The sequence below is a fragment of the Aeromonas sp. 604282 genome (assembly GCF_049170575.1).
Lineage (GTDB): Bacteria > Pseudomonadota > Gammaproteobacteria > Enterobacterales > Aeromonadaceae > Aeromonas > Aeromonas veronii_A.
The window spans coordinates 433,108-456,532 of sequence record NZ_JAAKMV010000001.1 but is presented as its reverse complement, the minus strand read 5'-3'; the positions used below and the strand labels follow the sequence as shown (position 1 = coordinate 456,532).

Below are 23,425 nucleotides of genomic sequence, written 5' to 3'. Positions count from 1 at the left end.
CGAAGCCCGCAGGCGGGAGCAGATGAGCGTGGATTTAGTGACTCATCTGAGTTAGTTTGACAGCTATCTAAATATTTACAAGCATGATTAAAATATTCTCTAGACAAAATATGTGGCACCATTAAATTTTGACCTTGATCCATTAGCTCAGAACTAAATGAGTTTGAAAAATTTATTTTGTTTCGACAGTTTTAAAACAATAAATTTGTTTGGGTTTTTCAATATCGATATCTTATCGGAAAGAATTGATATGATGGTCTGTGTTTTTCTCTGTTCCACATATTCAATTAATGCACTAAGAGAATATTCGTCAATAGCCTCTAAATAATCTTGCATGGTAAATTGAATGCTATTTGTCCTTTTTTCCTTCATATACTCGACCATTGCGACATCAAAGGCAAATGCCCCTGCTCGGGGAACTCCATCACCCGTATTTAAATGCTCATTGATTATGGAAAAGGTAACTTCACCACGGTCATTGGCATTAGCTTTAAAAGTATTTTTGTATTTCTTGAATGTTTTGTGCGTAATTCGCTCATAAAAAACATTAAAGGCACTTATGTTGCTATTTAATGTTTTCAGCCCAATATTAATCTCTTTGTTAAGTAATGCTAGACCTGTTTCTTTGTTTGATATATCCTCTAGAATGCTGCTAACCTCTTGAACGACATATGAGACGTTTCCTCTAATTTCCGCAAGCGATTCTATTTCTTTATCTATAAGAATAAACCCACTTAAATGACCATCTTTTGCCAAAAGGCTTACTATTTCTTTTTCTTTTTCCAAATGTTCATCTAGCTTTTGCTTTTTATGCTTCAACTCAAGCTCTAATATTGAAACCTGCTCTTTTACATAGTCAGCTTTTTTTAAAAATATCGAATTATGGAATTGTACAACCTCAGATAATTTTTTTGATATTGTAGGCAAAAATATTTTCGCTTCATTATATATTGATTCAATTGCTGATGAGTCAACATCTGTTATATTGCTTTCATATACAGCAATTGTTTTTTTACTATAAAGTAACTTTGTTTCGATGCTAGTTATTTCTTCTGTTAGTGCTGCACCTATTTCTCTTGATTGGCGAAGTGCTTCAATAGATTTGTTTTGAAAAAATCCGATATTGTAATTCTCTGCCTTCTCTCTAAGATCCTTTATCTCAAGGTCTATTTCGGCTAGTCGCTCTTTAAAATCAAGAAGGTTTTTTCCATTAAGCAGCGCATTTTTTCTATTTTCTAAAATCTGAATGTCTTTTTTTAAGAAAAAACTATCCTTCAATTTTTCAAGTTCAGAGAAATCGAATAGATAAGCATATACTAGAATGTAGTCATCATCACGACTATAAATATCAAGAAATTTATATGCGTTATTGACAGTTTTCTTGGATATTCTAAAAAACTTACTTTTTATCATTTTGAATGTTGGCTTTTCTGCATTATGCCCAAAGAGTTGGCTTATAGCAGAAACAAATGCTGATTGAGAGTTTATGCTCTCATCATCAATCGAACTTATATATTTCAGTCTTTTATTAACAAGGGCGCACTTTCTTCTTATTGTGTGAAGGATTGAGCCTAGCTTTATTTTTAACTCGAAGGTTATTCTTCCTGATGTAATATAGGACTCTACCTCAACATTAACTTTGTTATTTTCTGGGTCTTTCCAGATGGATTTCCCATCGGATCCTAAGCAAAAGTTTATTACCCTTAGCGCCGTACTTTTCCCAATCTGGTTACCATTGTCGCCGTCATCAGTTATTATATTTATTCCATCTCTGAAAGGAATGTTTCTAATTAGTTCACCATTATCATAAACATTTAATTCAATCAGTTGCATAATTTTATATCACCGGATTCATCAAGATAAATAGCATCAATTATAAACAGCCAGTCCAACCCATAGATAATATAAGATAGAGATATTGAGTTGTGCTTTATTTTGTATTTTTCATATAAGGAAATAGGTGGCAACGCCTCGCTGTCATTATCTAACAAAATCTCTATTATGTTTGCTCCAATAACATAAAGATATTTTTTAGGAGGAGAGGCTTTTGATAAAATCATTGCGGGGCCTCAAGGATTTGGCAGTTTATAAATCCATAGCAAACTATAAGTTCCTGTGCAGCTTCAATTAACTCAATAGGCGCTGATAATGTTGAAGTCGCACTTGACATTATATTTTCTGAAACTAGATTTATGATTTTATCTGCATTGGCGTTAATCAATTCCATTACATCATCTTCTAATGGATTAAAACCATGATCCATCATTAGTTGTCGCTTGACATCTCTATACTTTTTCTTTATTGACCATAAGAATCGCTCTTTTGAACCCGGTTCTTCACTATCAATTGTGTCGATCACCATTTCAATCACAGACATATAATTACAACACTCTATCAGATTGTATGCATATGCCTTAACTGCATTAAACTTAATTTTTCCTCTACGCCTGGCATGCCTATATCTAAATCAGATACATCACAAGAGGGGTTATAGACCTCAATGATTCGCACCATAATCGGAGTTAGAAGTGAGGTTACTGCGCGAGTCTGACTCAAGATGTTTTTGTTAACAGTTACACTGCCCGGGCCACTATTAACAACAGCCACGCCATCATCGTCAGCTCTTGCATTGCTTGTCGGAAACATACCCATACCTATTTAATGGTGCGATTGATGTGTACATTTCCACTGCCCGAACTTACAACAGCAATGCCATCACCACTTGCAGTCGCAGAACTGGTAGCCTTATTTTTTCTTAAATAAACTGTAAGCAGTGTTAGCGCAAAAATAAAGGTCAGCACCACCGACAGGATCAAAATGTAAAAAGTCTGGTCTGGAGATAACTTGGAAAATATAGGTAACTTTAACCATTCAAGATAAATCATTAAGAAAACAGCACTTGATATACCAGCTAAACCTGCCCCAGCTTTAAGAATAAGCCCGATCAATGTATCCATACCTACCCCCGAAAAAATCACGAAGAATGTGTTATATCAATAACAGCTGCCGTGCGTCAATTGAATATCATGCACTGTTGTGCGCTAAATCCCATTGTTGTGGCATTTTCATTATGTTTGAACATTGGCCGTACAGTTATTGCAGGAGATCCAAGGAGCGCAGCTGGCGCTGCTTGAGGGCAACTCGTTGCGCTCGCTCAATTCCTCTATCGTGCCCGCAGTGGGTGCCTCTACCATTTTGCGGCGCACCACCTATCCATCAAGGGGGCGCTGCCTTGATGATCTTGTAAGGGCCATACCGATAAGCTGGAGCATTTGTTCCCTGCGCTTGCGGTTAATGCGCTGATATAGCTGTTCTGAAGCGGCTAAAAGAGGTCAATAAGGGGGAAGGGATAACGAGGGGATGCGGCAATATCCAAGGCTTGGGATATTTGACTGTGAGGCGCTAAAGGAAAAAAGTGCGCGCGGGACAATCAGCTTTGCGAAATAGCAAAAAGGCACCCGAGGGTGCCTTTTTCACAATCTGAGTGGCTTGCCTATCAGGCAGCGGCTTTCAGCTGTACGGCGGCGGCTTTCTTGTGATCGCCGATCGGCATTACGGTGCGGCCGAACTGCTCGTTGATCACGGTGGCCATGGCCAGGTAGATGGCGCTGGCACCACAGATGATCCCTTCGAAACCGGCGATGGTGCCGATCAGGGTGCTGCCGGTGAAGTCACGGGCGGCCAGCAGGAAGAACAACACGGTCAGGGAAGCGAACACGAACTGCTTCACGCGCGGGTAGTTGACGGTGCCAACCAGCATGAACAGGGTGAACATGCCCCACATCAGCAGATACCAACCCATGTAAGCGTGCGGAGTGGCTTCGGCCAGACCCATGGTCGGCATCACCAGCAGGAACACCAGGCTCCACCAGAAGGTGCCGTAGGAGATGAAGGCGGTCACACCGAAGGTGTTGCCACGCTTGTACTCCATGATGCCGGCGATGATCTGGGCCAGACCACCGTAGCACAGGCCCATGGCCAGGATCATGGCGCTGATGGGGAAGAAACCTGCGTTATGGATGTTCAGCAGGATGGTGGTCATACCGAAACCCATCAGACCCAGAGGGGCAGGGTTGGCCAATTTTTCGCTCACGTGGCGTTCTCCAAAAATAGAGGTGGGGGTTAACAAAAGACGCGCGATTTTAGGCAGGCTGCGGCGCGCCCGCAAGGGGGCAAGGGGGATAAATCGTAAAAAAACTACGTGATTATTTGCATCAGAGGCCAAACGCTCACCAAAGCAGGCTGTTTGGTGAGCAAAAGGTGTCAAAATAGTTGAGGGGGTGTATTTTTATTACGCTTTTGCGCAGTGCGGCGGCGTCACTGATCCAGTGTCAGGATCACTTTGGCTTCCTTGTCCTCTTCCTTGACCTGGCTGTCGAGCACGAACAGCCGCTCCGGAGCGATCCCCTGGTTGTCGACCAGAAACTCTTTGGTATTTTGCGCCCGGCGCATGGCAAGATTGCGCAGGGATTTGGCGGTGATGAGCTGTTGATCCCGCAGCAGGATCACTGCTTGTGCCCGCAGTGCCGCGCTCTCTTCATCCAGATGGAGGCGGTCCGCCAGATCATTTAGATCTTCGCCAAAGCGCTCTTCATAGGCTTGGGCCAGCGCCTCTTGCAGTGCGGGATCCTGTTCCAGCAGGTCGAGATCCGCCTGATTGCCGGTGAGCTTGGCCAGTACCCGCTCCAGCTTTTGCCGTTGCAGGATGGGGCGCTCCTCGTTGAAGTTGACCTTGCCGCGAATGTTCATGCTGAGCTTGGGTCTCTCCTTGAGGGCCTGTGCCAGCTTGACCAGTTTCTCCTGCTGGGTGGGGGTGAGATCGGGATCCCCCGGCAGGAAGGGAAGTTCGTCGAGATCTTCGGTACCATCGGCCAGCGAGGCGAGCAGGGAGAAGGGGGAGGTGATCGCCTTGCTCAGAGTGTTGCCCAGCACATCCCAGAAAATATTGCCGATGCTGAAGTCCGGTTGATCGAGATCCCCCTTCACCTTGAGGTTCATCTGTATCACCCCGTTGGCATCGCTTAGCAGGGCGATGGCTAGCCCCAGCGGCAGATCCTTGGCCTGATCGCTCTTGATCTTCTCGCCCAGTTGCAGCTTCTTGATGGTGATGTCGTTATCCCCCTCCAGCCGATTGCCCTCCAGCTTGTAGTGCAGCTTCATGGAGAGCTGCCCTTTGTCGATGGCATAACCGGCATAGGTGCCCGAATAGGGGGTGAAGGTGGTGAGCTCCAGATTGTGGAAAGCGACCGCGATGTCGAGGATCGGGTTGGCCACCAGCAGGTTGGTGCCGCCGCGAATGGTCACTGGCGCATAGCGATCCACCTTGCCGTTGAAGGCGAGATCGGAGCGTTGCCCCGGAATATTGCTGATATGGCGACTTTGGCCGCCCAGCGAGGCGATATCGGCCACAAAATCCTGACTCAGGCTGCGGTCGGCAAAGCGCAGGTTGCCCTGCTCGGTGCGCAGCTGATCGATGGTGAAACGAAAGTCAGGAGCCTTGTTGCCTGCCGTCGCGTGAGTACTTTTGGTTGCCGCCGGCTGCGGTAACAGCAGCTGTTGCAGGTTGGTGGTGCCATCTTCGTTGATCTCGATGCGAGCGAAGGGCTTGTTCAGAGCAATGTCCTTGATCCGCATCTGCTGGCTGATGCCGTCGTACGTCAGACCGGTGAGAGCCAGGGTGTTGAACTCCAGCAGCCGCTGATTGTCTGCCCGTTCGACTACTTTGAGTCCGTTGATATCGAGCCCCCCTTGCAGGGTCAGCTTGCTGAGATCTCCCTGGGCGGTGGTGGCGAGATCAAGGCGGGTCTTGCTGCTCAGCAGCCCGTTTTGCACCTTGATGCGTACCAGATCGGCCAGATAGGGCTGTGCCAGCGTCAGGGGCAGCCCCTGCTGGTTGATGTCGCCGCTTAAGGTGAAAGGAGTCAGGGTCAGTTGGCCATCAAAGGCGAGGGGGCTGCTCTGGTTGAACTGGGTGGCCAGAGTCAGTTTGCTCGGTTGCTCCCCCTTGCTGCCCAGTGGCCCCAGCGCCAGCTTGAGGCCGGAGAACTGGCGTGCCTGCGGTTTGCCGCTGCTCGATTCGGTGAGGGTGAGATCGCCCTTGTCGATAAGGATCTGCTTGATCTGCCACTGCCAGGGTTTGTCTGGCGTATGTTTCTTGCCGTTACCGGCTGTCTTTGCTTGTTGTGCCGACTTGGGCGCCGCATTGTTGGCCACCTCGTTTGCGGCGTGGGCCCCTTTGGCGGGTTTGGCGGGGGCCTGTTCAATCAGCAAGTCAGCCAGATCCAGCTCCTGCTGTGGGTTGAGGGTGGCCTTGAGCAGGGGTTGTTGCAGAGTGACCTTGCCGATCTGGAGCGACTGTTTCTGGCCATCTACAGCCAGATCGCTAAGGGCCAGCTGGCCGAAGCGGGCAAATTCGTCGCCCTTGTGTTTTTTAAGCTGCCAGTTGTCCAGGGTCAGTTTGCCTTTGGACAATTGCCACAGTACCCCTTGCTTGCCCTCTTTAAGCTGGTACTCCACCTCTGCATTGGCGTGGCCCTTGGCCAGATCCAGCTTGAGATAGGGTGCCCAGAGCGGGGCGAAGGGTTTCAGGTCGACCTGCTTGAGGCTCACCTTACCCTGACCCATGCCGCTCATCACATCGAGCTTGCCGTGAGCGGCGAGGCTGCTTTTGCCGTTGATGGCGGTGCTCAGCTGATAGGCGGTCGGATGGTTTGCCTCGGTGCGCAGGTTATCGAGCTTGAGGGTCACTTTTTCCAGATTGAGGGGCGGCAACCAGCCGGGTTCGCTCTCCTTGCGTTGATCCTGATAGCGCACATGGCCGTCAGTGACCGCGATGCTGGCGATGTCGACCAGTAGCGGGGCGCTGGTTGTCTCGGGCTCGGGGGAGGGCGCAGGGGCGAGCAGGGTGGCCAGCGCATCGGTCAGATTGAGTCGAACATCCCCCTTTTTGTCTGCCAGCCGTTGCAACTGCACCACGGGGTTAGTCAGGGTGACGGCGGAAAGCACGACCCCTTTCTGCTGCCAGCTGGCTTGCAGGTTTGGGGTGATAAAGAGCTGCTCAAAACGGATGATAGGCTGCTGTTTGGCATCGAGCAGGGCTGTCGCGCCGAGGGTGAGAGAAGGGTTGCGCAGACCTACGTCAATTTCCCCCAGCGTCAGCTGCAGGCCGTAGTGCTCGGCCAGCCAGCCGGGCAGATAGCGCTGGATCAGACGGGGGGTTTGCCACAGCAGCAGAGTGATCAGGATAAGAAACAGCAGGAAAGCGTAGGCAAGGTAGCGCAGCAAGCGGAGCTTGGGGGACTCGGGCTCGGTGGTATTCATTTGGTGCACTCCCATTTGGTTCCCGCCATGGTACAGAAAAGCTGGATAGTAATCATGGGGTTGCGTGCTGTTGTACGCCGTACTTTGTCCAAAGGCGATCCAGTTCACCCTTTTGTTGCAGCGCTGCCAGCCACTGTTCCAGCTGGGCAGGGGTAATGGGGGCCTCAGGGTGAAGGATGGCGCGGTGTTGATATCGTTGATCCCATTTCTGCGAGATCAGCAACTGGTCGGCGGTGTCGGGGTGGGCCAGCAGATACTGGTTAAGGTAGGAAACGTTGAGAATGGCTACCTCGCCACGCCCTTTGAGCAGGGCTTGCAGGGCGCTGATGTTGTCCTTGACCAGGGTGATATTGAGCTTGCGCTGCAGGTAGAGGGGATCAGCATTGAACTGGCCGACGCCGTAGTGGTAGCCGGTCACCCCGATAAGATGATGCCGAGAGGGGTCATCGAAAAAGCGCTGATCCCGGCCCGTTTTGTTCAGGGCCACATAGACCTCACCACCACCGAGAAAGGGGGCTGTTATCTTGAATTTATCTGTGTCCCAGCCCCACTTGGTGTCTTCAAACAGCATCAGCGAGAAACGGCCCAGATCGAGCGCCTTGTAACGGTTGGCGGCCGAGGTGGGAACAAACACGAATCTTACCTCTTGCTGGATCTCGTTTAGCTTGGCGATGAGGTCCAGCGTCAGCCCTTCATAGCGGGAATCGGAGAGTTTGACCACAAAGGGGGCATAGGGGTATCCGCCAACCTTGATGAGGGGATGGCTCCAGCCAGAGAGGCTGAACAAGAGCAAAAACCAGCACCAATATCTCATGGGATCCCCAGGGCAATAGCTTGCTCCCAGATTCGGTTAATCTGCGCCAGTTTTCAAGCTGTTAAGGGAATTAACACAGCGCTGTTCGGCGGCTTCCAGCTCGGCCATCACCATCTGGATATCCTCCAGTTGTTGGCGCAGTGCGTCGCGCTTTTCATCGATCAGCTGGATCATGGAGTGGAGCTGGGTTTTGCTCGATTTGTCGGTGTCGTACATATCGAACAGCTCGCGGATCTCGGCCAGGCTAAACCCCAGCCGTTTGCCGCGCAGGGTCAATTTGAGCCGGATCTTGTCCCGGTGGCTGTAGATACGGGTTTGCCCCTCCCGCAGCGGGGTGAGCAGCCCCTCATCCTCGTAGTAGCGGATGGTGCGCGGCGTGACATCGAATTCGTGGGCCAGCTCCGAAATGCTGTAGGTGATCTCCTTGCCGGGCAGGGAACGGGACATGGTCATGACTCCTGTTGCTGGGCGTGTGGCTGGCAGAGGCGGGCACGCAGCCGCTCGGCATTGGCGTGCAGGGCCTGACCGACCCGCGAGCCGTTGGGGCGAGCGAGCTGCTCGCTCACCCACTGGCCGGTGGCCGCCAGTTTGTCGAGATCCACCCCCGTCGTCATGCCAAGGCCGTGTAGCAGGTAGACCACCTCTTCTGACGCCACATTGCCGGAGGCGCCCGGGGCATAGGGGCAGCCGCCAAGCCCCGCCACCGAGCAGTCGATGGTGCGAATGCCGCGCTCCAGCGCGGGTAGCAGGTTGGCCAACCCCTGGCCGTAGGTGTCGTGAAAATGGACCGCGAGTCGACCCGCCGGGATCTCGTGCAGTACCGCATCCAGCATGGGCGCCACCGTGCCCGGGGTGCCGACGCCGATGGTGTCCCCCAGCGAAATTTCGTGGCAGCCGAGATCCAGTAACTGTTCGGCCATGGCAGCGACCCGTTTCGGGCGGGTCGGGCCATCGAACGGGCAGGCGATGACGGTGGAGAGGTAGCCGCGCACCTTGATGCCGAGGCGGCGCGCCTCCTGCACCAGCGGGGCGAAGCGCACCAGCGACTCCTCCACGCTGATACCGATATTGGCGCGGGTAAAACCGTCGGAGCAGGCGGTGAAGAGGCCAATTTCGTCGGCGCGGGCGGCAATGGCAGCCTGCAAGCCTTGCAGATTGGGCACCAGTGCGCCGTAACGGGTTGAGCCCTTGCGCGGCAGTACCTCGAACAGCGCTGCGGAGTCCGCCATCTGCGGCACTTTTTTGGCAGAGACAAAGGCACCCACCTCGATGCGTTGCAGGCCGCTGTCGGTAAGGCGCTGGATCAGCTCCAGCCGCTGTACCAGGGAGAGGGGCGCTGCTTCATTTTGCAGGCCATCTCGCGGCCCCATCTCCACCAGACTGACCCTGTCGTCACGGACGTCCTGTGATCGGTTCATGGGTGTTCCTCCTGTGAAGCAGTCTCTTCGGCAAAGCGCATCAGCACGGCCCCCTGGCTAACCTGCTCGCCCTGTTGGCACTGCAGGGCTTCAATTACCCCGTCCCTCTCTGCACGCAGTTGGTGTTCCATCTTCATCGCCTCCAGCACCAGCAGGGGTTGCCCCTTGCTGACCGTTTGGCCGGGTTCGACCATTACGGCCACCACGATGCCGTGCATCGGGGCGATGGCGCCTTGTGCCTTCTCGTTTGCCTGATCATGGTGGTGGCTGTGCTGCTGATCATCAGCAGTGAAACGGATGCGCTGGCCCCCCATGGTCATGATGAAGGCTGCCTCCGAGCCTGCGACCGTCTGAATGGGGATCTGTTGCCAGCAGCCACTTCGTTGTAGCCGGATATGGTCGTCGCCTCTTTGGTAGCAACGGGTCTCCCCTTGCCACTCAAACTGGCCGCCATGATCGTTAAGGGTCAATACCCGGAGCTCATCACCGATGCGCACCGCCGCTGTCCAGCTGCGAACCGGTCCCAGCCGAAATCCGCAGGTTTGCTGCCAAGGGGAGGTGCCCGCAGGACGGCTAGCCAGCCAGAGGGTGGCCAGCGGCCAGGCGAGTTCAGGGATGGGCTGCGCTGTGGTGGGGATGGGCCACTGGGTATGGTGGCCCATGGCCAAGACGTCGGGCTCTTCACACAGGCGCAGCAGCAGCGGGCCGTTGTGCACCAGCGGGCCGAGATCCAGCGCAGCCAGTGCATCAGCCAGTTGGGCGAACGCCTCGGCGCGGCTTTGGCCGTGGGCGATCAGCTTGGCGATCATGGGATCGTAATAGGGGCTGACCTCATCGCCAGCGGTAACGCCGGTGTCGATGCGCACGCCAACGGGCCAGTGGAGCCAGTGGATAGGCCCGCTGGCGGGCAGAAAACCGGCCGCCACATCTTCGGCGTAGAGGCGCGCCTCCACTGCATGGCCGCGCAGCACCACTTCCTCCTGGGTGAGTGGTAGCGGCTTGCCTTCGGCTACGGCCAGCTGCCAGGCCACCAGATCCTGCCCGGTCACCGCTTCGGTGACCGGATGCTCCACCTGCAGCCGGGTGTTCATCTCCATAAAGAAGAACTCATCCTTGCAGAGCAGGAACTCGATGGTGCCCGCCCCCTGATAGTGGATGGCCTTGGCTGCGGCCACGGCTGCCTTCCCCATGGCGCGGCGCAGAGCCGGAGGGATGTCGGGGGCGGGCGCCTCTTCGATCACCTTCTGATGGCGTCGCTGCAACGAGCAGTCCCTGTCCCCCAGATAGATGGCGTTGCCGAGGCTATCGGCAAAGACCTGTACTTCCACATGGCGAGCCTGGGGCAGATAGCGCTCGAGCAGTACCAGATCATCGCCAAAGGCAGCCTTGGCCTCCCGCTTGACTGCCGCCAGCGACTCGTCAAAGTCAGCCAGCTGATCGACCCGGCGCATCCCCTTGCCACCGCCGCCGCTGGCCGCCTTGATCAGCAGAGGGAAGCCCACCAGGCTTGCCTGATCGCGCAAAAAGTCCGGCCGCTGATCCGTGCCGTGATAGCCGGGCAGTACAGGTACACCGGCCTCCTGCATCAGCGCCTTGGCGCCCGATTTGTCGCCCATGGCGAGAATGGCGGCGCCGCTTGGGCCGACAAAGCGCAGGCCGCGCTGTTCGCAGGCGGTGGCAAAATCGCTGTTTTCCGACAGAAAACCGTAACCGGGATGGATGGCATCGGCGTGCGCCTCTTTGGCAATCTTCAGCACCTTGCCGGTGTCGAGATAACTCTCTCTGGCCGGTGCAGGCCCCAGATGCCATGCCTCATCGGCCAGACGGGTGTGCATGGCATGGGCGTCGGCATCGGAGTAGAGGGCGATGGTGTGGATGCCGAGGCGTTTCGCCGTCTTGATGATGCGCACGGCGATTTCGCCGCGATTGGCAATCAGCAGGCGCTTAATTTGAGTGTGATGGGTCATGTCTCATCCTTGAAACGGGGACGCCAGGCGGGAGGGCGTTTGTCAAAGAAGGCCTGCATTCCCTCCTGTGCTTCGAGCCCCACCCGAACCCGGGCAATGGTCTCGACAGTTCTCTCTTCGTGCAGGCGGGAAGGATGGGCCTCTATCGCCGCCAGCAGTCGTTTGGTCTCTTTCATCGCCTCCGGCCCGTTGCGGCACAGACGAAGGGCCTGCGCCCGCCCCTCCGCCAGCAGTTGATCCGGCTTGCAGAGTTGATGTGCCACATTGAGCCGACAGGCGGTAATGGCATCGAACGGCTCGGCACTGAGCATGTAGCGGCGCGCCTGACGCATTCCCATGGCACGTACCACGTAAGGACTGATCACCGCAGGTACCAGGCCCAGGCTCACCTCGGAGAGACAGAAGCGGGCATCGTCGCTGGCCAGCACCAGATCGCAGGCGCAGATGAGGCCCAGCGCCCCGCCATAGACGGCCCCTTGCACCAGCGCCACCGTAGGGAAGGGAAGCTCATCGAGGGTCTGCATCAGCCGGGCCAGTACCCGGGCGTCTTCGCGATTGTGCTCAAAATCGGCGTGGGCCAGATTGCGCATCCAGTTGAGGTCGGCACCCGCGCAAAAGTGTTTTCCCTCAGCCCGCAGCAGCAAAGCATGGGGACGTTCGGCGAGATCATGACCATGGAGATGGGCCAGATCATCGAGGCAGTCGAGCAGCCCCAGCATCAGGTCGGCATCAAAGGCGTTGTGGCGGGCCGGGCGCGACAGCACCAGTTCGGCCAGCGGGCCGTGCCGCTCCAGCCGAAACGGGCCCTGTGTTGAAGAGCCAAGTGCTGAGGAAGTAAGTGGATCTGACATGGGTTTGCTCCTTACATCCGGAAGATGCCGTACTGATCGGGTTCAATGCGGGCACCCTGACAGGCGGCGAGCGCCAGCGCCAGCACGGTGCGACTCTGGGCCGGGTCAATGACGCCGTCATCCCAGAGGCGGGCGCTGGCGTAGTAGGGGTGACCCTGGCGCTCATACTGCTCGATCACCGGGGCACGGATGGCGGCCGCCTCCTGCTCGCTCAAATCTTTGCCCTCGGCAGTCAGCTTGTCCCGACGCACCTGCACCAGCACTCCGGCAGCTTGTTCGCCACCCATGACAGAGATGCGGCTGTTGGGCCAGCTAAAGAGAAAATCGGGTTCATAGGCGCGGCCACACATGCCGTAGTTGCCGGCACCAAAGCTGCCACCGACGATCAGGGTGATCTTTGGCACCCGGCTGCAGGCCACCGCGGTCACCAGCTTGGCGCCGTGCTTGGCGATCCCCTCCTTTTCTGCACTACTCCCCACCATAAAGCCGGTGATGTTCTGCAAAAAGAGCAGCGGGATGACACGCCGGTTACAGAGCTGGATAAAGTGGGCCCCCTTCTGGGCACTGTCGCTGTGCAGCACGCCGTTGTTGGCGAGGATCCCCACTTCCATGCCGCAAATACGGGCAAAGCCGGTCACCAGTGTAGTGCCGAACAGCGCCTTGAATTCGTCAAAGTCAGAGCCATCCACCAATCGGGCAATCAGTTCGCGGGCGTCGTAAGGGCGTTTGAGACTGGTGCCCACCAGACCGTAGAGCTCCTCTATGGGGTAGCAGGGGGGCGCGTAGCCGGGGCTGCTCTCTATCGGCTCGTTACCCAGATGAGTCACCAGCGTGCGGGCGATGGCCAGTGCATGAGCATCGTCACGGGCCATATGATCAGCAACGCCGGAGTGGGCGCAGTGTACTTCGGCGCCACCCAGGGCTTCGGCGCTGATCTCCTCACCGGTTGCGGCCTTGACCAGCGGCGGACCCGCCAGAAAGATGGTGGCTTGCTCCCTGACCATGATGGATTCATCAGCCATGGCGGGCACGTAGGCGCCGCCTGCGGTGCAGAGCCCCATCACCACCGCCAACTGGGGGATGTTCTGGGCCGACATGCGGGCCTGGTTGTAGAAGATGCGGCCAAAGTGATCCCGGTCGGGGAACACCTCATCCTGCATCGGCAGAAAGGCTCCGCCGGAATCCACCAGATAGAGGCAGGGGAGGCGCAGCCGCTCGGCGATGGCCTGGGCGCGCAGGTGCTTTTTCACCGTGAGCGGGTAGTAGGTGCCGCCCTTCACGGTGGCGTCGTTCACCACCAGCATACAGAGCCTGCCCGAGACCCGGCCGATGCCGGTGATGATGCCGGCGGCGGGCACCGGCTCGTCATAGACCTGCCAGCCAGCCAGCGCCGACAGTTCGAGAAAGGGGGAGCCCGGGTCCAGCAGCTGATTGATGCGCTCGCGGGGCAGCAGCTTGCCACGGGCCTGATGGCGGGCGTTGTTGGCCGCGCCGCCTCCTTGGGCGATCTCGGCAATGCGAGCATGGAGATCGTCGACCAGCCCCTGCATGGCGGATCGATTGGCCGCATATTCCGGGCTCGCCGTGTCGAGGCGGGAGTGGATACGACTCATGCCTGCTCTCCCATCAGCTCGCGGCCGATGAGCCAGCGGCGGATCTCCGAGGTGCCGGCGCCGATCTCGTAGAGCTTGGCGTCCCGCAGCAGGCGGCCGGTGGGGTATTCGTTGATGTAGCCGTTGCCGCCGAGCAGCTGGATGGCGTCGAGGGCCATCTGGGTGGCGTTTTCGGCGGCAAACAGGATGGCAGCGGCGCAATCTTTACGGCTGGTGCGACCCTGATCGCAGGCGCTCGCCACCGAGTAGACCAGCGCCCGGCTGCTGGCGAGGCGGGTATACATGTCGGCCAGCTTGCCCTGCACCAGCTGGAACTCGCCGATGGCTTGACCGAACTGCTTGCGCTCACGCACATAGGGCAGCACTACATCCATGCAGGCCTGCATGATGCCAAGGGGGCCCGCAGCCAGCACCACCCGCTCGTAATCGAGCCCGCTCATCAGCACCTTGACCCCGCCGTGCAGGGGGCCCAGCAGGTTTTCCTGCGGCACCCGGCAGTTGTCGAACACCAGCTCGCAGGTGCTGGAGCCGCGCATCCCCAGCTTGTCGAGCTTCTGGGCGGTAGAAAAACCGGGAGTGCCGGCTTCAACGATAAAGGCAGAAATTCCTTTGGGGCCTGCACTGGCATCCGTCTTGGCATAGATGACGAAGGTGTCGGCATCGGGACCGTTGGTGATCCACATCTTGTTGCCATTCAGCACGAAGTGATCGCCCTCGCGCTCCGCGGTGAGGCGCATGCTGACCACATCGGAGCCTGCGCCCGGCTCGCTCATGGCCAGTGCCCCCACATGCTCACCACTCACCAGCGGTGGCAGGTAGCGCGCTTTCTGTTCCGCCGTGCCGTGGCGGTGGATCTGGTTGATGCAGAGATTGGAGTGGGCGCCGTAGGAGAGGCCGACCGAGGCGCTGGCGCGGCTTACCTGTTCCATCACCAGCACGTGGGCCAGATAGCCGAGATTCACCCCGTCATACTCCTCCGCCACCGTGATGCCGTGCAGCCCCAGTTCACCCATCCGGGGCCAGAGATCACGGGGAAAGGCGTTGCTCTGATCGATCTCGCTGGCGCGCGGGGCGATCACTTTCTGGCAGAAGGCCGCAACCTGTTCGGTCAGGGCATTCAGGGTCTCATCCATCTGCATCCATGCTCTCCTTGCGGATATGACAGTCGGTTTGGAAGGTTGGTTCGACCGGCTGACTCGGCGTTACGGCTGGCAGTGGTCGGTCCATTTTGTACTTCACTTCTGCCACAAGTTTACGTTAGCGTAAACGTAAATCAATTGTTAATCTGTTGTGTATTGATAAAGCGGTGGTAGTGAGAGCGTCATCAGCTGCCACGACAACAGCGCCATAGTGGCAGATCCGACAGACGCAGCGTGTGGGCGCCGCGTCATAAAGCACTAACTCAGGAAAATAAGCGCGGGGCAACAAGGGAGCGAACGACAAGATGGATTTTACCCTGACCGATGATCAACAGGCGTATGTGGAGGCGGCTACCGCCTTTGCCGATGAGGCGCTCAAACCCCATGCCGCGCGCTGGGACAAGGAGCATGAGTTTCCGATCCCGACCATCAAGCAGGCGGCCGGGCTAGGTTTTTGTGGTCTCTATACCCCGGAGCAGTTTGGCGGATTGGGGCTGCCGCGCCTCGATGCGAGCCTCATCTTCGAACGCCTCGCCATGGGCTGTACCTCGACCACGGCTTATCTGACCATTCACAACATGGTGAGCTGGATGCTGGGCAGCTGGTTGCCCACTGAGGTTGCCAAGGAGTGGGTGCCCAAATTGGCCTGCGGCGAGCTGCTGGGCTCCTATTGCCTCACCGAGCCGGGGGCAGGCTCCGATGCGGCGGCACTCAAGACCCGGGCGGTGCGCGAGGGTGACAGCTACCTCATCGAGGGGGCCAAGGTCTTTATCTCGGGGGCGGGCAGCAGCGATGTGCTGGTGGTGATGGCGCGCACCGGTGGTGAAGGTGCGAAGGGGATCTCTGCCTTTATGGTACCGGCTAATGCCCCCGGTGTGAGCTATGGCAAGGCAGAAGAGAAGATGGGCTGGAACAGCCAGCCGACCCGGGAGGTTGTCTTTAATGGGGTTCGCATTCCTGCCTGCTATCGGTTGGGTGAGGAGGGGGAAGGGTTCAAGTTCGCCATGCAGGCCCTTGATGGGGGGCGCATCAATATTGCCACCTGTTCGGTGGGCACAGCCCAGCAGGCGCTGGACGATGCGCTGACCTATGTGCAGCAGCGCCAGCAATTTGGTCACCCGATCAGCGAATTCCAGAGCGTGCAGTTTCGCCTGGCCGATATGGCGACCGAGCTGGCTGCCGCCCGTTTGCTGGTGCGTCAGGCCGCTGACAAGCTGGATCGCGGGGCACCGGACAAGAGTGCCTGGTGCGCCATGGCCAAGAGGTTTGCCACCGATGTGGGTTATCGAGTCTGCGATGAGGCTCTGCAACTCTTTGGCGGCTATGGTTATATCCGCGAGTATCCGCTCGAGCGCTATCTGCGCGATACCCGGGTACACCGCATTCTGGAGGGCACCAACGAGGTGATGCGACTCATCATCGCGCGCCGCATGCTGACCGATCCCGGTTTGACGCTGGGCTAACCGGTGGTCGCATCAAGGGTGTGTTGCCTGCCACCCGATTTGCACCGTGCCATGCCGGTTTCGGCTTTGTGAGCCAGCCACAGGTTGGTGTCATTCAAGCCTGTCATCATGGCGGCAGCTTTATCGACAAGGACAATGTTATGACAAGGATCAGACTCGAATATCATGGCCACGTGGCTTATATCACCCTCGACCATCCCCCTGCCAACACCTGGACCCTCGCCAGCCTGCAGGCCTTTTTGCAGATGATGGTGGAGCTCGACAGTCGTCCCGATGTGGTGGCGCTGGTGATCCGGGGTGCGGGCGAAAAATTTTTCTGCGCCGGTGCCGACCTCAATATGTTTGTCGAGGGGAATGTCGAGCTGGCCCGCGAAGTAGCCGAGGCCTTTGGCAAGGCCTTCGAGGCACTGGCCCGTTTTCACGGCGTCAGTATCGCCGCCATCAATGGTTATGCCATGGGAGGCGGGCTGGAAGTGGCGCTGGCCTGCGATATCCGCATCGCCGAGCAGCAGGCGTTGCTGGGACTTCCGGAAGCCTCGGTGGGCTTGCTTCCCTGTGCCGGTGGCACCCAGCGCCTGACCGAGCTGGTGGGGCCGGGCTGGGCCAAGCGGATGATCCTCTGCGGCGAGAAGGTGAGTGCCTCGCTGGCCTACGAGATGGGGCTGGTGGAGGAGGTGGTGAAAACCGGTCAGGCGTGGGAGGCCGCGCACCAGATGGCCCACCTGGTGGAGCGCCAGAGCCCGAGTGCCCTGCGCGCCTGCAAAACCCTGATCAATCAGGGCCGCAGTGGCCCGCGGGATGCCGCCTTGCCCCTTGAGCGAGCGCGGTTTCTCGATCTCTTTAGCGATGCCAACCAGCGTGAAGGGGTGGCCGCCTTCCTGGAGAAACGCTTACCGCGCTGGCAATATGGCCCAACAGAATAAATCCATATGGAGCTGTTTATGAGTGAGCCGGTCAAGGTTAGCTGTTATCCCACCGAAGATGGCCATCAGATCGGGGTGTTGACCCTCGACAGCCCTGCGTCTCTCAACGCATTGAGCCTGCCGATGATCCAGATCCTGCAACAGACGCTGACCCGTTGGGAGCAGGATCCTGCCATCGTCTGTGTGCTGCTGCAGGGGGCGGGTGAGAAGGCATTTTGTGCCGGTGGCGATATCCGCTCCTTCTATTACCGCAAGCAGGAGGCGAGCGAGGCGGAACTGTTCGAATATGCCCGCGACTTTTTCGAGCAGGAGTACCGGCTCGACCACCATATCCACGGTTACCGCAAGCCCCTGATCTGCGTGGCGGACGGTATCTGCATGGGGGGTGGTATTGGCCTGTTTGCCGGAGCCGATTTTCGGGTGGTGACCGAAAAGAGCCTGTTTGCCATGCCGGAGGTGACCATTGGCCTCTACCCCGACGTGGGGGCGAGCTGGTTTTTAAGCCGGATGCCGGGGCGGCAGGGGCTCTGGCTCGGTCTGACTGGTGCCCGCTTCAACGGGAGTGATGCCATCGGTCTTGGGCTGGCGGATCACGCCATCGCCAGTGGCGAGCGCAGTGCGCTGTTGTCACGACTCGCCGTGCTCGACTGGGCTGGCAGTGGTGATCCCCGTGAGCAGATCGATCTGCTGTTCAGAGGGTTACATGGTGAGGTGGCAGCCCGCTTGCCTGCGCCTGTGCTGCTACCCCATCAACAGAGGATCGATACCCTGCTGGCGGGGCGCACGTTGCAAGGGGTATTGGCGCGGTTGTTCGAGGCTCAGTTCGATGAACAGGAGACGGTACTCCGGCAGGCGCAGCAGCTCTGCCGCACCGGCAGCCCCATCAGCCGCGCCATTTTGTGGCGCCAATATTGGCAGGCTCGCCGCAACTCACTGGCAGAGGTATTTGCCGAAGAGCTGACCCTCTCGGTCAACTGTGTGCTGAAGGGGGATTTTGTGGAAGGGGTACGGGCACTGCTGATCGACAAGGATAAAGATCCCCGCTGGCAACAGTTGCCACCGGAGGGGGAGTGGCTGAATGAGTTCTATCGCTGGCCGCAGGGGCGTAATCCGTTGGCCTGCCAGGAATAACATCTTGGCAACCGGCGGACGCCGCCATCAGCAACGCAAGGAGCAAGCGGGATGACAAGGATAGGGTTTATCGGGCTCGGCAACATGGGGGGGCCCATGGCGGCCAATCTGGCCAGGGCCGGGCACAGGGTACAGGTGTTTGATCTGGTTGCTCAAAACATTGAGCGCGCCATCGCCGCTGGCTGCATAGCCGCGGGGGATGCCCGAGAGGCGGTGACCGGCTGCGAGGTGGTGATCAGCATGCTACCTGCGGGGGAGCATGTACGCGATCTTTGGTTGGGCGAGAGCGCCGGTGAGCGAGGTGGGCAGGATCTGCTGGCAGCCCTGCCGGTTGGTGCACTGGTGATCGACTGCTCCACTATCGATGTCGACTCTGCCCGTCAGGTCGGGGAGGCGGCCCGCGCCCGCGGTTTGTGCTTTATCGATGCCCCCGTATCGGGCGGTGTCGCCGGTGCGGCCGCCGGGACGCTCACCTTTATCGTTGGTGGTGACGCGGCGGATTTCGAGGCGGCAAAACCCTTGCTCGCCTGCATGGGGCAGAACCTGTTTCACGCCGGGACGCTGGGAGCCGGGCAGATCGCCAAGATGTGCAACAACATGCTGCTTGCGATCCATATGGCGGGTACCGCCGAGGCGCTGGCCCTAGGGGTGAAGGAGGGGCTGGATCCCGCCGTGCTCTCCACCATCATGGGCAAGAGCTCCGGCAACAACTGGAGTCTGGAGCGCTACAACCCCTGGCCCGGGGTGATGGAGAATGTCCCTGCCGCCCGCAACTATCAGGGGGGCTTTATGACTCGGCTGATGGTGAAAGATTTGGGGCTCGCCATGGCGCTGGCCGAGCATGGCCACAGCGCTGTGCCCATGGGGGCGCTGGCCCGCAACCTGTTCAACCTGCATGCCGCTCAGGGGCAGGGGAGCCGCGATTTCTCGAGCATCGTCGAACTCTATCTGGATAAACAGGAGCCCGCCTGACGGGCCACCTCTCTTCAAGGCATCTCTCTTCGACCAGCTACAAGGAGCATTGATGGATATCAAAGATAAGGTCATCGTTATTACCGGCGCTGGACGTGGCTTGGGACGGGCCATTGCACTGGCCCTGGGCGCACAGGGGGCGACGCTGGCGCTGCTCGACATCAATCGCGCCGATCTGGAGGCGACCGCAGCCCTGGTGCGCAGTCAGAATGATCAGTGCGATCAAGATAGCCAGTGTGAGCTGTTTGTCTGCAATGTGGCGAGCGAAGCCGAGGTTGAGTCGGTTTTTGCTGCTATCAAGGCGCGTTTTGGCGTGCTGCACGGTCTTATCAACTGCGCCGGCATTTTGCGCGATGGCATGCTGATCAAGGTGAAAGAGGGTGCGCTGGTGGAGAAGATGACGCTGGCCCAGTGGCAGAGCGTGATTGATGTCAACCTCACCGGTACCTTCCTCTGCGGTCGCGAAGGGGCGGCGCTGATGGCGCAAGGGGGGCAGGGGGGCGTTATCATCAACATCTCCTCCATTGCTCGCGCCGGCAATATCGGCCAGAGCAACTATGCCGCCAGCAAGGCAGGAGTGGCTTCGCTGGTGGTGACCTGGGCGCGGGAGCTGGCGCGCCATGGCATTCGGGTGATGGGGATTGCCCCCGGGGTGTTTGCCACCGACATGACGGCGGCGATGAAGCCGGAGGCGATGGCGCGGATGCAGCAGGCCATTCCGGTCGGCACCCTTGGCGAGGCGCAGCAGCTGGCCGAGACGGTGAGCTTTATTTTTGCCAACGACTATCTGTCGGGAAGGATGATAGAACTGGATGGCGGTTTGCGTTTATAGGGATTTACATAATGGGCCCCGGTGTTTCCACCGGGGCTTTTTTATGCAGATTATTTATACAGAGAGTGCCTGAATTGCGATGCATAGGAACCATGCGAGTCAGGTTGTGTTGGCAGAAAAATGAGAAATATCAATGGGCCTTGGTTAATTTGAGCCAGCTCACAGGCCATATGGGTCAGTGCTGTAAAATTGCGCGCGGTCAAGGCGGTGCATGATTGACGGGACGAGGGATTGCGGTCGGAATAGTCATGCAATATAGTTGCCGCCTTTTTCACGGGGCCAGGATTCCCAGCCCCTCCCATATTGCGCGCAGTATGAATACGGACGCTCTGCCGCCGCCTAAATAAACAGGATTGAAATGGACAAGAAACTAGGGCTGGGCGCCCTCATTTCGCTGGTGATCGGCTCCATGGTCGGCGCCGGGGTCTTCAGTCTGCCACAAAACATTGCTGCGCATGCCAGTGCCGGGGCGGTCGCCCTGGGTTGGGCCATCACCGGTCTGGGCATGATCTGTCTCGCGCTGGTCTATCAGAACCTCTCCATGCGCCGCCCCGATCTCGATGGCGGTATCTTCAGCTATGCCAAGGCCGGTTTCGGCGATTTCATCGGTTTCAACGCCGCCTGGGGTTACTGGCTCTGCCAACTGCTGGCCAACGTCTCTTACGCCATCGTGGTGTTCAGCGCCCTGAGCTACTTCTTCGATACGCCGGACAACGTCATCTTCGGTGACGGCAATACGCCGGTCGCCATCACGCTGGCCTCCATCCTGATCTGGTCGGTGCATGCGCTGGTGCTGCGCGGGGTGCAGGTCGCTGCGCTGGTGAATATCGTCACCACCATCGCCAAGATGGTGCCGCTCATCGTCTTCTGTGTCGCGATCCTGCTGGCCTTCAACATGGATACCTTCACTCTGGATATCTGGGGCCAGAACAACATGGAGCTGGGCTCCGTGATGGATCAGGTCAAGTCCACCATGAAGGTGACCCTCTGGGTCTTTATCGGGATTGAAGGGGCCGTGGTGGTCTCTGCCCGTGCCCGTCATCGCAAGGATGTGGGCCGTGCCACCGTGCTGGCGCTGCTCGGCGCCCTGACACTCTATGTGATGGTGACCCTGTTCTCGCTGGGTGTCATGAGCCAGCCGCAACTGGCGGCGCTCAAGAACCCTTCTACCGCCATGATCCTTGAAGCCGTAGTCGGCCCCTGGGGCGCCTGGCTTATCAACATCGGTCTGGTGGTGTCGGTGATGGGGGCTCTGCTCAGCTGGACCGTGCTGGCCGCTGAAGTGCCCTACATCGCAGGCAAGACCGGCGTCTTCCCGGGCTGGTTTGCCAAGGAGAACAAAAACGGCTCGCCGCAGGTGTCCCTCTGGTGCTCTACCTGTCTGGTGCAGATCTTCCTGATCATCATCTACTTCCAGAGCAGCACCTATCTGGCGCTGGTCAACATCGCGACCTCGGCGGCGCTGGTGCCGTATGTCTTCTCTGGCGCTTATGGTCTGAAACTGGCATTGAAAGGGGAGACCTATCAGGGTCAACCTCATCAGCGCAAGCGTGACCTGCTGCTGGCCCTGGTGGCGACCGTTTACGGCTGCTGGCTGGTCTACGCTGCTGGTGTGGAGTACCTGTTGCTGGTGGCGCTGCTCTATAGTCCGGGCATCTTCATCTACTGGAAGGCGCGTCAGCATCACGGTCTGCGCGGCCTTAACCGGCTGGAGCAGGGGATGACGGCGGCTCTGCTCGGCTGCGCCGTGCTGGCCTTCTACAAGGTGATGGATGGTACCATTCCGCTGAACTGAGCGGCACAATAGAGAGATGGCCCCCGCGCCATCTCTTTTTTTTCATGCTGATATCCAGTGTCGTCCGGCTGAGTTGGCTGTTTATCGTTCAAGACAGGAATTTTTATGCTGTTTATGGGTTACCTCCTGCTGGGCGCCTTTGCCGGTATGCTGGCGGGACTGTTCGGGATCGGCGGCGGTCTTATCATTGTCCCCGTGCTGGTCATTACCTTTCGCGCCCAGGGCATCGACCCTGAAATCATTACTCATCTGGCCCTTGGCACCTCGTTGCCCACCATGATCTTTACCGGATTCAGCTCGCTGCGGGCCCACCGGGAGGCGGGCGCCGTCGATTGGGTGATGATCCGCCGACTCGGCGCCGGCATGCTGATCGGGGGTTGGCTCGGCGGCATGACCGCCAATCTACTCAGCACCAGCACCCTCAATATCATTATCGGCTGCTTCGCCTGGAGCATGGCGCTACAGATGGGGCTCAACCTTAAACCCAAAGCGGAGCGCCATATGCCGGGGCCGCTCGGCACAGGAATTGCCGGTACCATCATTGGCTGGATGTCAGCCCTGTTTGGTATTGGCGGTGGCTCGCTCACTGTCCCTTATCTGAGCTGGAACTCGGTGCCAATGCGCAATGCGGTAGCGGCCTCTGCAGCCTGCAGCATACCCATCGCGCTGGCGGGGAGCCTCAGCTACCTCTATGCGGGTTGGGATCATGCCGATCTGCCCGAGTGGAGTGTGGGCTACATCTATCTGCCCGCCCTGCTGGGCATTGTGCTGACCAGTACCCAGTTCGCACGCATTGGCGCCAAGCTGGCACACCGCCTGTCACCCACACGCCTCAAGCAGGCCTTTGCCCTGCTGATGCTGCTGGTGGGGGCGAAATTTATGCTGTTTAGCTGATTCATTCAGCAGATTGTTGAAAAATAAGGCAAACGATCTGTTGGAGGGTAGAAAGCCGTTGCATTGAACGCCCAGTTTGCCTATTCTCCTCGCCGGTGGTCCTATTGGTCCTCTCGCATTGATAACCCGTCGACCTGGTCAGGACCGGAAGGTAGCAGCCAAGGCGGGGGACTCGAGTGCCGGGATGTGGCTGGTAGGGCCACCACTTGTTTCTGCCATTCAATAAGTTAGCTTTCTAAAGCCCTTGGTCATCCACTTTGTGTGGACGACGAGGAGCTCATCGATGAATCTCT

General features: G+C 57.5%; 20 protein-coding genes and 1 other RNA gene. 8 read left to right on the top strand and 13 right to left on the bottom strand.

The window, feature by feature from the left end; genetic code table 11:
• Window positions 1-153: 153 nt before the first annotated feature.
• The 13 genes from G5367_RS01955 to G5367_RS01895 form a co-directional block, all read right to left on the bottom strand.
• Entirely contained in the window at window positions 154-1,833 is a 1,680-nt protein-coding gene (locus G5367_RS01955) for a DUF2326 domain-containing protein (protein WP_421243688.1), read from the bottom strand.
• Entirely contained in the window at window positions 1,824-2,060 is a 237-nt protein-coding gene (locus tag G5367_RS01950) for an ABC-three component system middle component 6 (protein ID WP_019445258.1), read from the bottom strand. Before G5367_RS01950 ends, G5367_RS01955 begins: the two co-directional genes overlap by 10 nt.
• Window positions 2,057-2,377, bottom strand: coding sequence for a hypothetical protein (locus G5367_RS01945; protein WP_421293805.1), 321 nt, complete (start codon window positions 2,375-2,377; stop codon window positions 2,057-2,059). Before G5367_RS01945 ends, G5367_RS01950 begins: the two co-directional genes overlap by 4 nt.
• A 277-nt stretch (window positions 2,378-2,654) precedes the next feature.
• The gene (locus tag G5367_RS01940; protein ID WP_139748170.1) at window positions 2,655-2,957 is read right to left on the bottom strand and encodes a hypothetical protein; all 303 of its coding nucleotides are present in this window, start codon (window positions 2,955-2,957) and stop codon (window positions 2,655-2,657) included.
• A 539-nt stretch (window positions 2,958-3,496) separates the two neighbouring features.
• Window positions 3,497-4,093, bottom strand: a complete 597-nt coding sequence (locus G5367_RS01935) for an acetate uptake transporter (RefSeq protein ID WP_005345103.1) — start codon at window positions 4,091-4,093, stop codon at window positions 3,497-3,499.
• A gap of 224 nt (window positions 4,094-4,317) precedes the next feature.
• Window positions 4,318-7,320 (bottom strand): DUF748 domain-containing protein, encoded by a 3,003-nt coding sequence (locus G5367_RS01930; protein ID WP_421243687.1) that lies wholly within the window; start codon window positions 7,318-7,320, stop codon window positions 4,318-4,320.
• 52 nt (window positions 7,321-7,372) lie between these two features.
• Complete coding sequence (locus G5367_RS01925) at window positions 7,373-8,134, bottom strand: substrate-binding periplasmic protein (protein ID WP_421243686.1); 762 nt, start codon at window positions 8,132-8,134, stop codon at window positions 7,373-7,375.
• A 36-nt stretch (window positions 8,135-8,170) separates the two neighbouring features.
• A complete protein-coding gene (locus tag G5367_RS01920; protein ID WP_047436889.1) occupies window positions 8,171-8,581 on the bottom strand; it encodes a MerR family transcriptional regulator in 411 nt (136 codons plus the stop codon).
• A gap of 2 nt (window positions 8,582-8,583) precedes the next feature.
• The gene (locus G5367_RS01915) at window positions 8,584-9,552 is read right to left on the bottom strand and encodes a hydroxymethylglutaryl-CoA lyase (RefSeq protein ID WP_421243685.1); all 969 of its coding nucleotides are present in this window, start codon (window positions 9,550-9,552) and stop codon (window positions 8,584-8,586) included.
• On the bottom strand, window positions 9,549-11,519 hold the full coding sequence (locus G5367_RS01910; protein ID WP_421243684.1) for a biotin carboxylase N-terminal domain-containing protein: 1,971 nt from the start codon (window positions 11,517-11,519) through the stop codon (window positions 9,549-9,551). Before G5367_RS01910 ends, G5367_RS01915 begins: the two co-directional genes overlap by 4 nt.
• The gene (locus G5367_RS01905) at window positions 11,516-12,370 is read right to left on the bottom strand and encodes an enoyl-CoA hydratase-related protein (protein WP_421243683.1); all 855 of its coding nucleotides are present in this window, start codon (window positions 12,368-12,370) and stop codon (window positions 11,516-11,518) included. The genes G5367_RS01910 and G5367_RS01905 overlap by 4 nt, the downstream gene beginning before the upstream one ends.
• An 11-nt stretch (window positions 12,371-12,381) precedes the next feature.
• Window positions 12,382-13,983: a carboxyl transferase domain-containing protein gene (locus tag G5367_RS01900; RefSeq protein WP_421293804.1), complete on the bottom strand. Its 1,602-nt coding sequence runs from the start codon at window positions 13,981-13,983 to the stop codon at window positions 12,382-12,384.
• Window positions 13,980-15,122 carry an isovaleryl-CoA dehydrogenase gene (locus tag G5367_RS01895; RefSeq protein ID WP_421243681.1) on the bottom strand — a complete coding sequence of 381 codons (1,143 nt, stop codon included), beginning with the start codon at window positions 15,120-15,122 and terminating at the stop codon, window positions 13,980-13,982. The genes G5367_RS01900 and G5367_RS01895 overlap by 4 nt, the downstream gene beginning before the upstream one ends.
• A 305-nt stretch (window positions 15,123-15,427) precedes the next feature.
• Here G5367_RS01895 and G5367_RS01890 point away from each other — a divergent pair, with 305 nt between their 5' ends.
• The 8 genes from G5367_RS01890 (at window position 15,428) to ffs (ending at window position 23,331) form a co-directional block, all read left to right on the top strand.
• Window positions 15,428-16,585, top strand: coding sequence for an acyl-CoA dehydrogenase family protein (locus G5367_RS01890; protein WP_421243680.1), 1,158 nt, complete (start codon window positions 15,428-15,430; stop codon window positions 16,583-16,585).
• 140 nt (window positions 16,586-16,725) lie between these two features.
• On the top strand, window positions 16,726-17,508 hold the full coding sequence (locus G5367_RS01885) for an enoyl-CoA hydratase (protein WP_421243679.1): 783 nt from the start codon (window positions 16,726-16,728) through the stop codon (window positions 17,506-17,508).
• 18 nt (window positions 17,509-17,526) lie between these two features.
• Window positions 17,527-18,639, top strand: coding sequence for an enoyl-CoA hydratase/isomerase family protein (locus tag G5367_RS01880; protein WP_421243678.1), 1,113 nt, complete (start codon window positions 17,527-17,529; stop codon window positions 18,637-18,639).
• 51 nt (window positions 18,640-18,690) lie between these two features.
• Window positions 18,691-19,611: a 3-hydroxyisobutyrate dehydrogenase gene (mmsB, locus tag G5367_RS01875; protein WP_421293803.1), complete on the top strand. Its 921-nt coding sequence runs from the start codon at window positions 18,691-18,693 to the stop codon at window positions 19,609-19,611.
• Between the two features lie 52 nt (window positions 19,612-19,663).
• Window positions 19,664-20,443, top strand: coding sequence for an SDR family oxidoreductase (locus G5367_RS01870; RefSeq protein ID WP_421243676.1), 780 nt, complete (start codon window positions 19,664-19,666; stop codon window positions 20,441-20,443).
• Window positions 20,444-20,801: 358 nt separating this feature from the next.
• Window positions 20,802-22,238, top strand: a complete 1,437-nt coding sequence (gene arcD, locus G5367_RS01865) for an arginine-ornithine antiporter (protein ID WP_058057349.1) — start codon at window positions 20,802-20,804, stop codon at window positions 22,236-22,238.
• A gap of 105 nt (window positions 22,239-22,343) precedes the next feature.
• Entirely contained in the window at window positions 22,344-23,132 is a 789-nt protein-coding gene (locus G5367_RS01860; RefSeq protein WP_042052835.1) for a sulfite exporter TauE/SafE family protein, read from the top strand.
• Window positions 23,133-23,234: 102 nt separating this feature from the next.
• An RNA gene (ffs, locus tag G5367_RS01855) (signal recognition particle sRNA small type) lies at window positions 23,235-23,331 on the top strand.
• The last annotated feature ends 94 nt before the right edge of the window (window positions 23,332-23,425 follow it).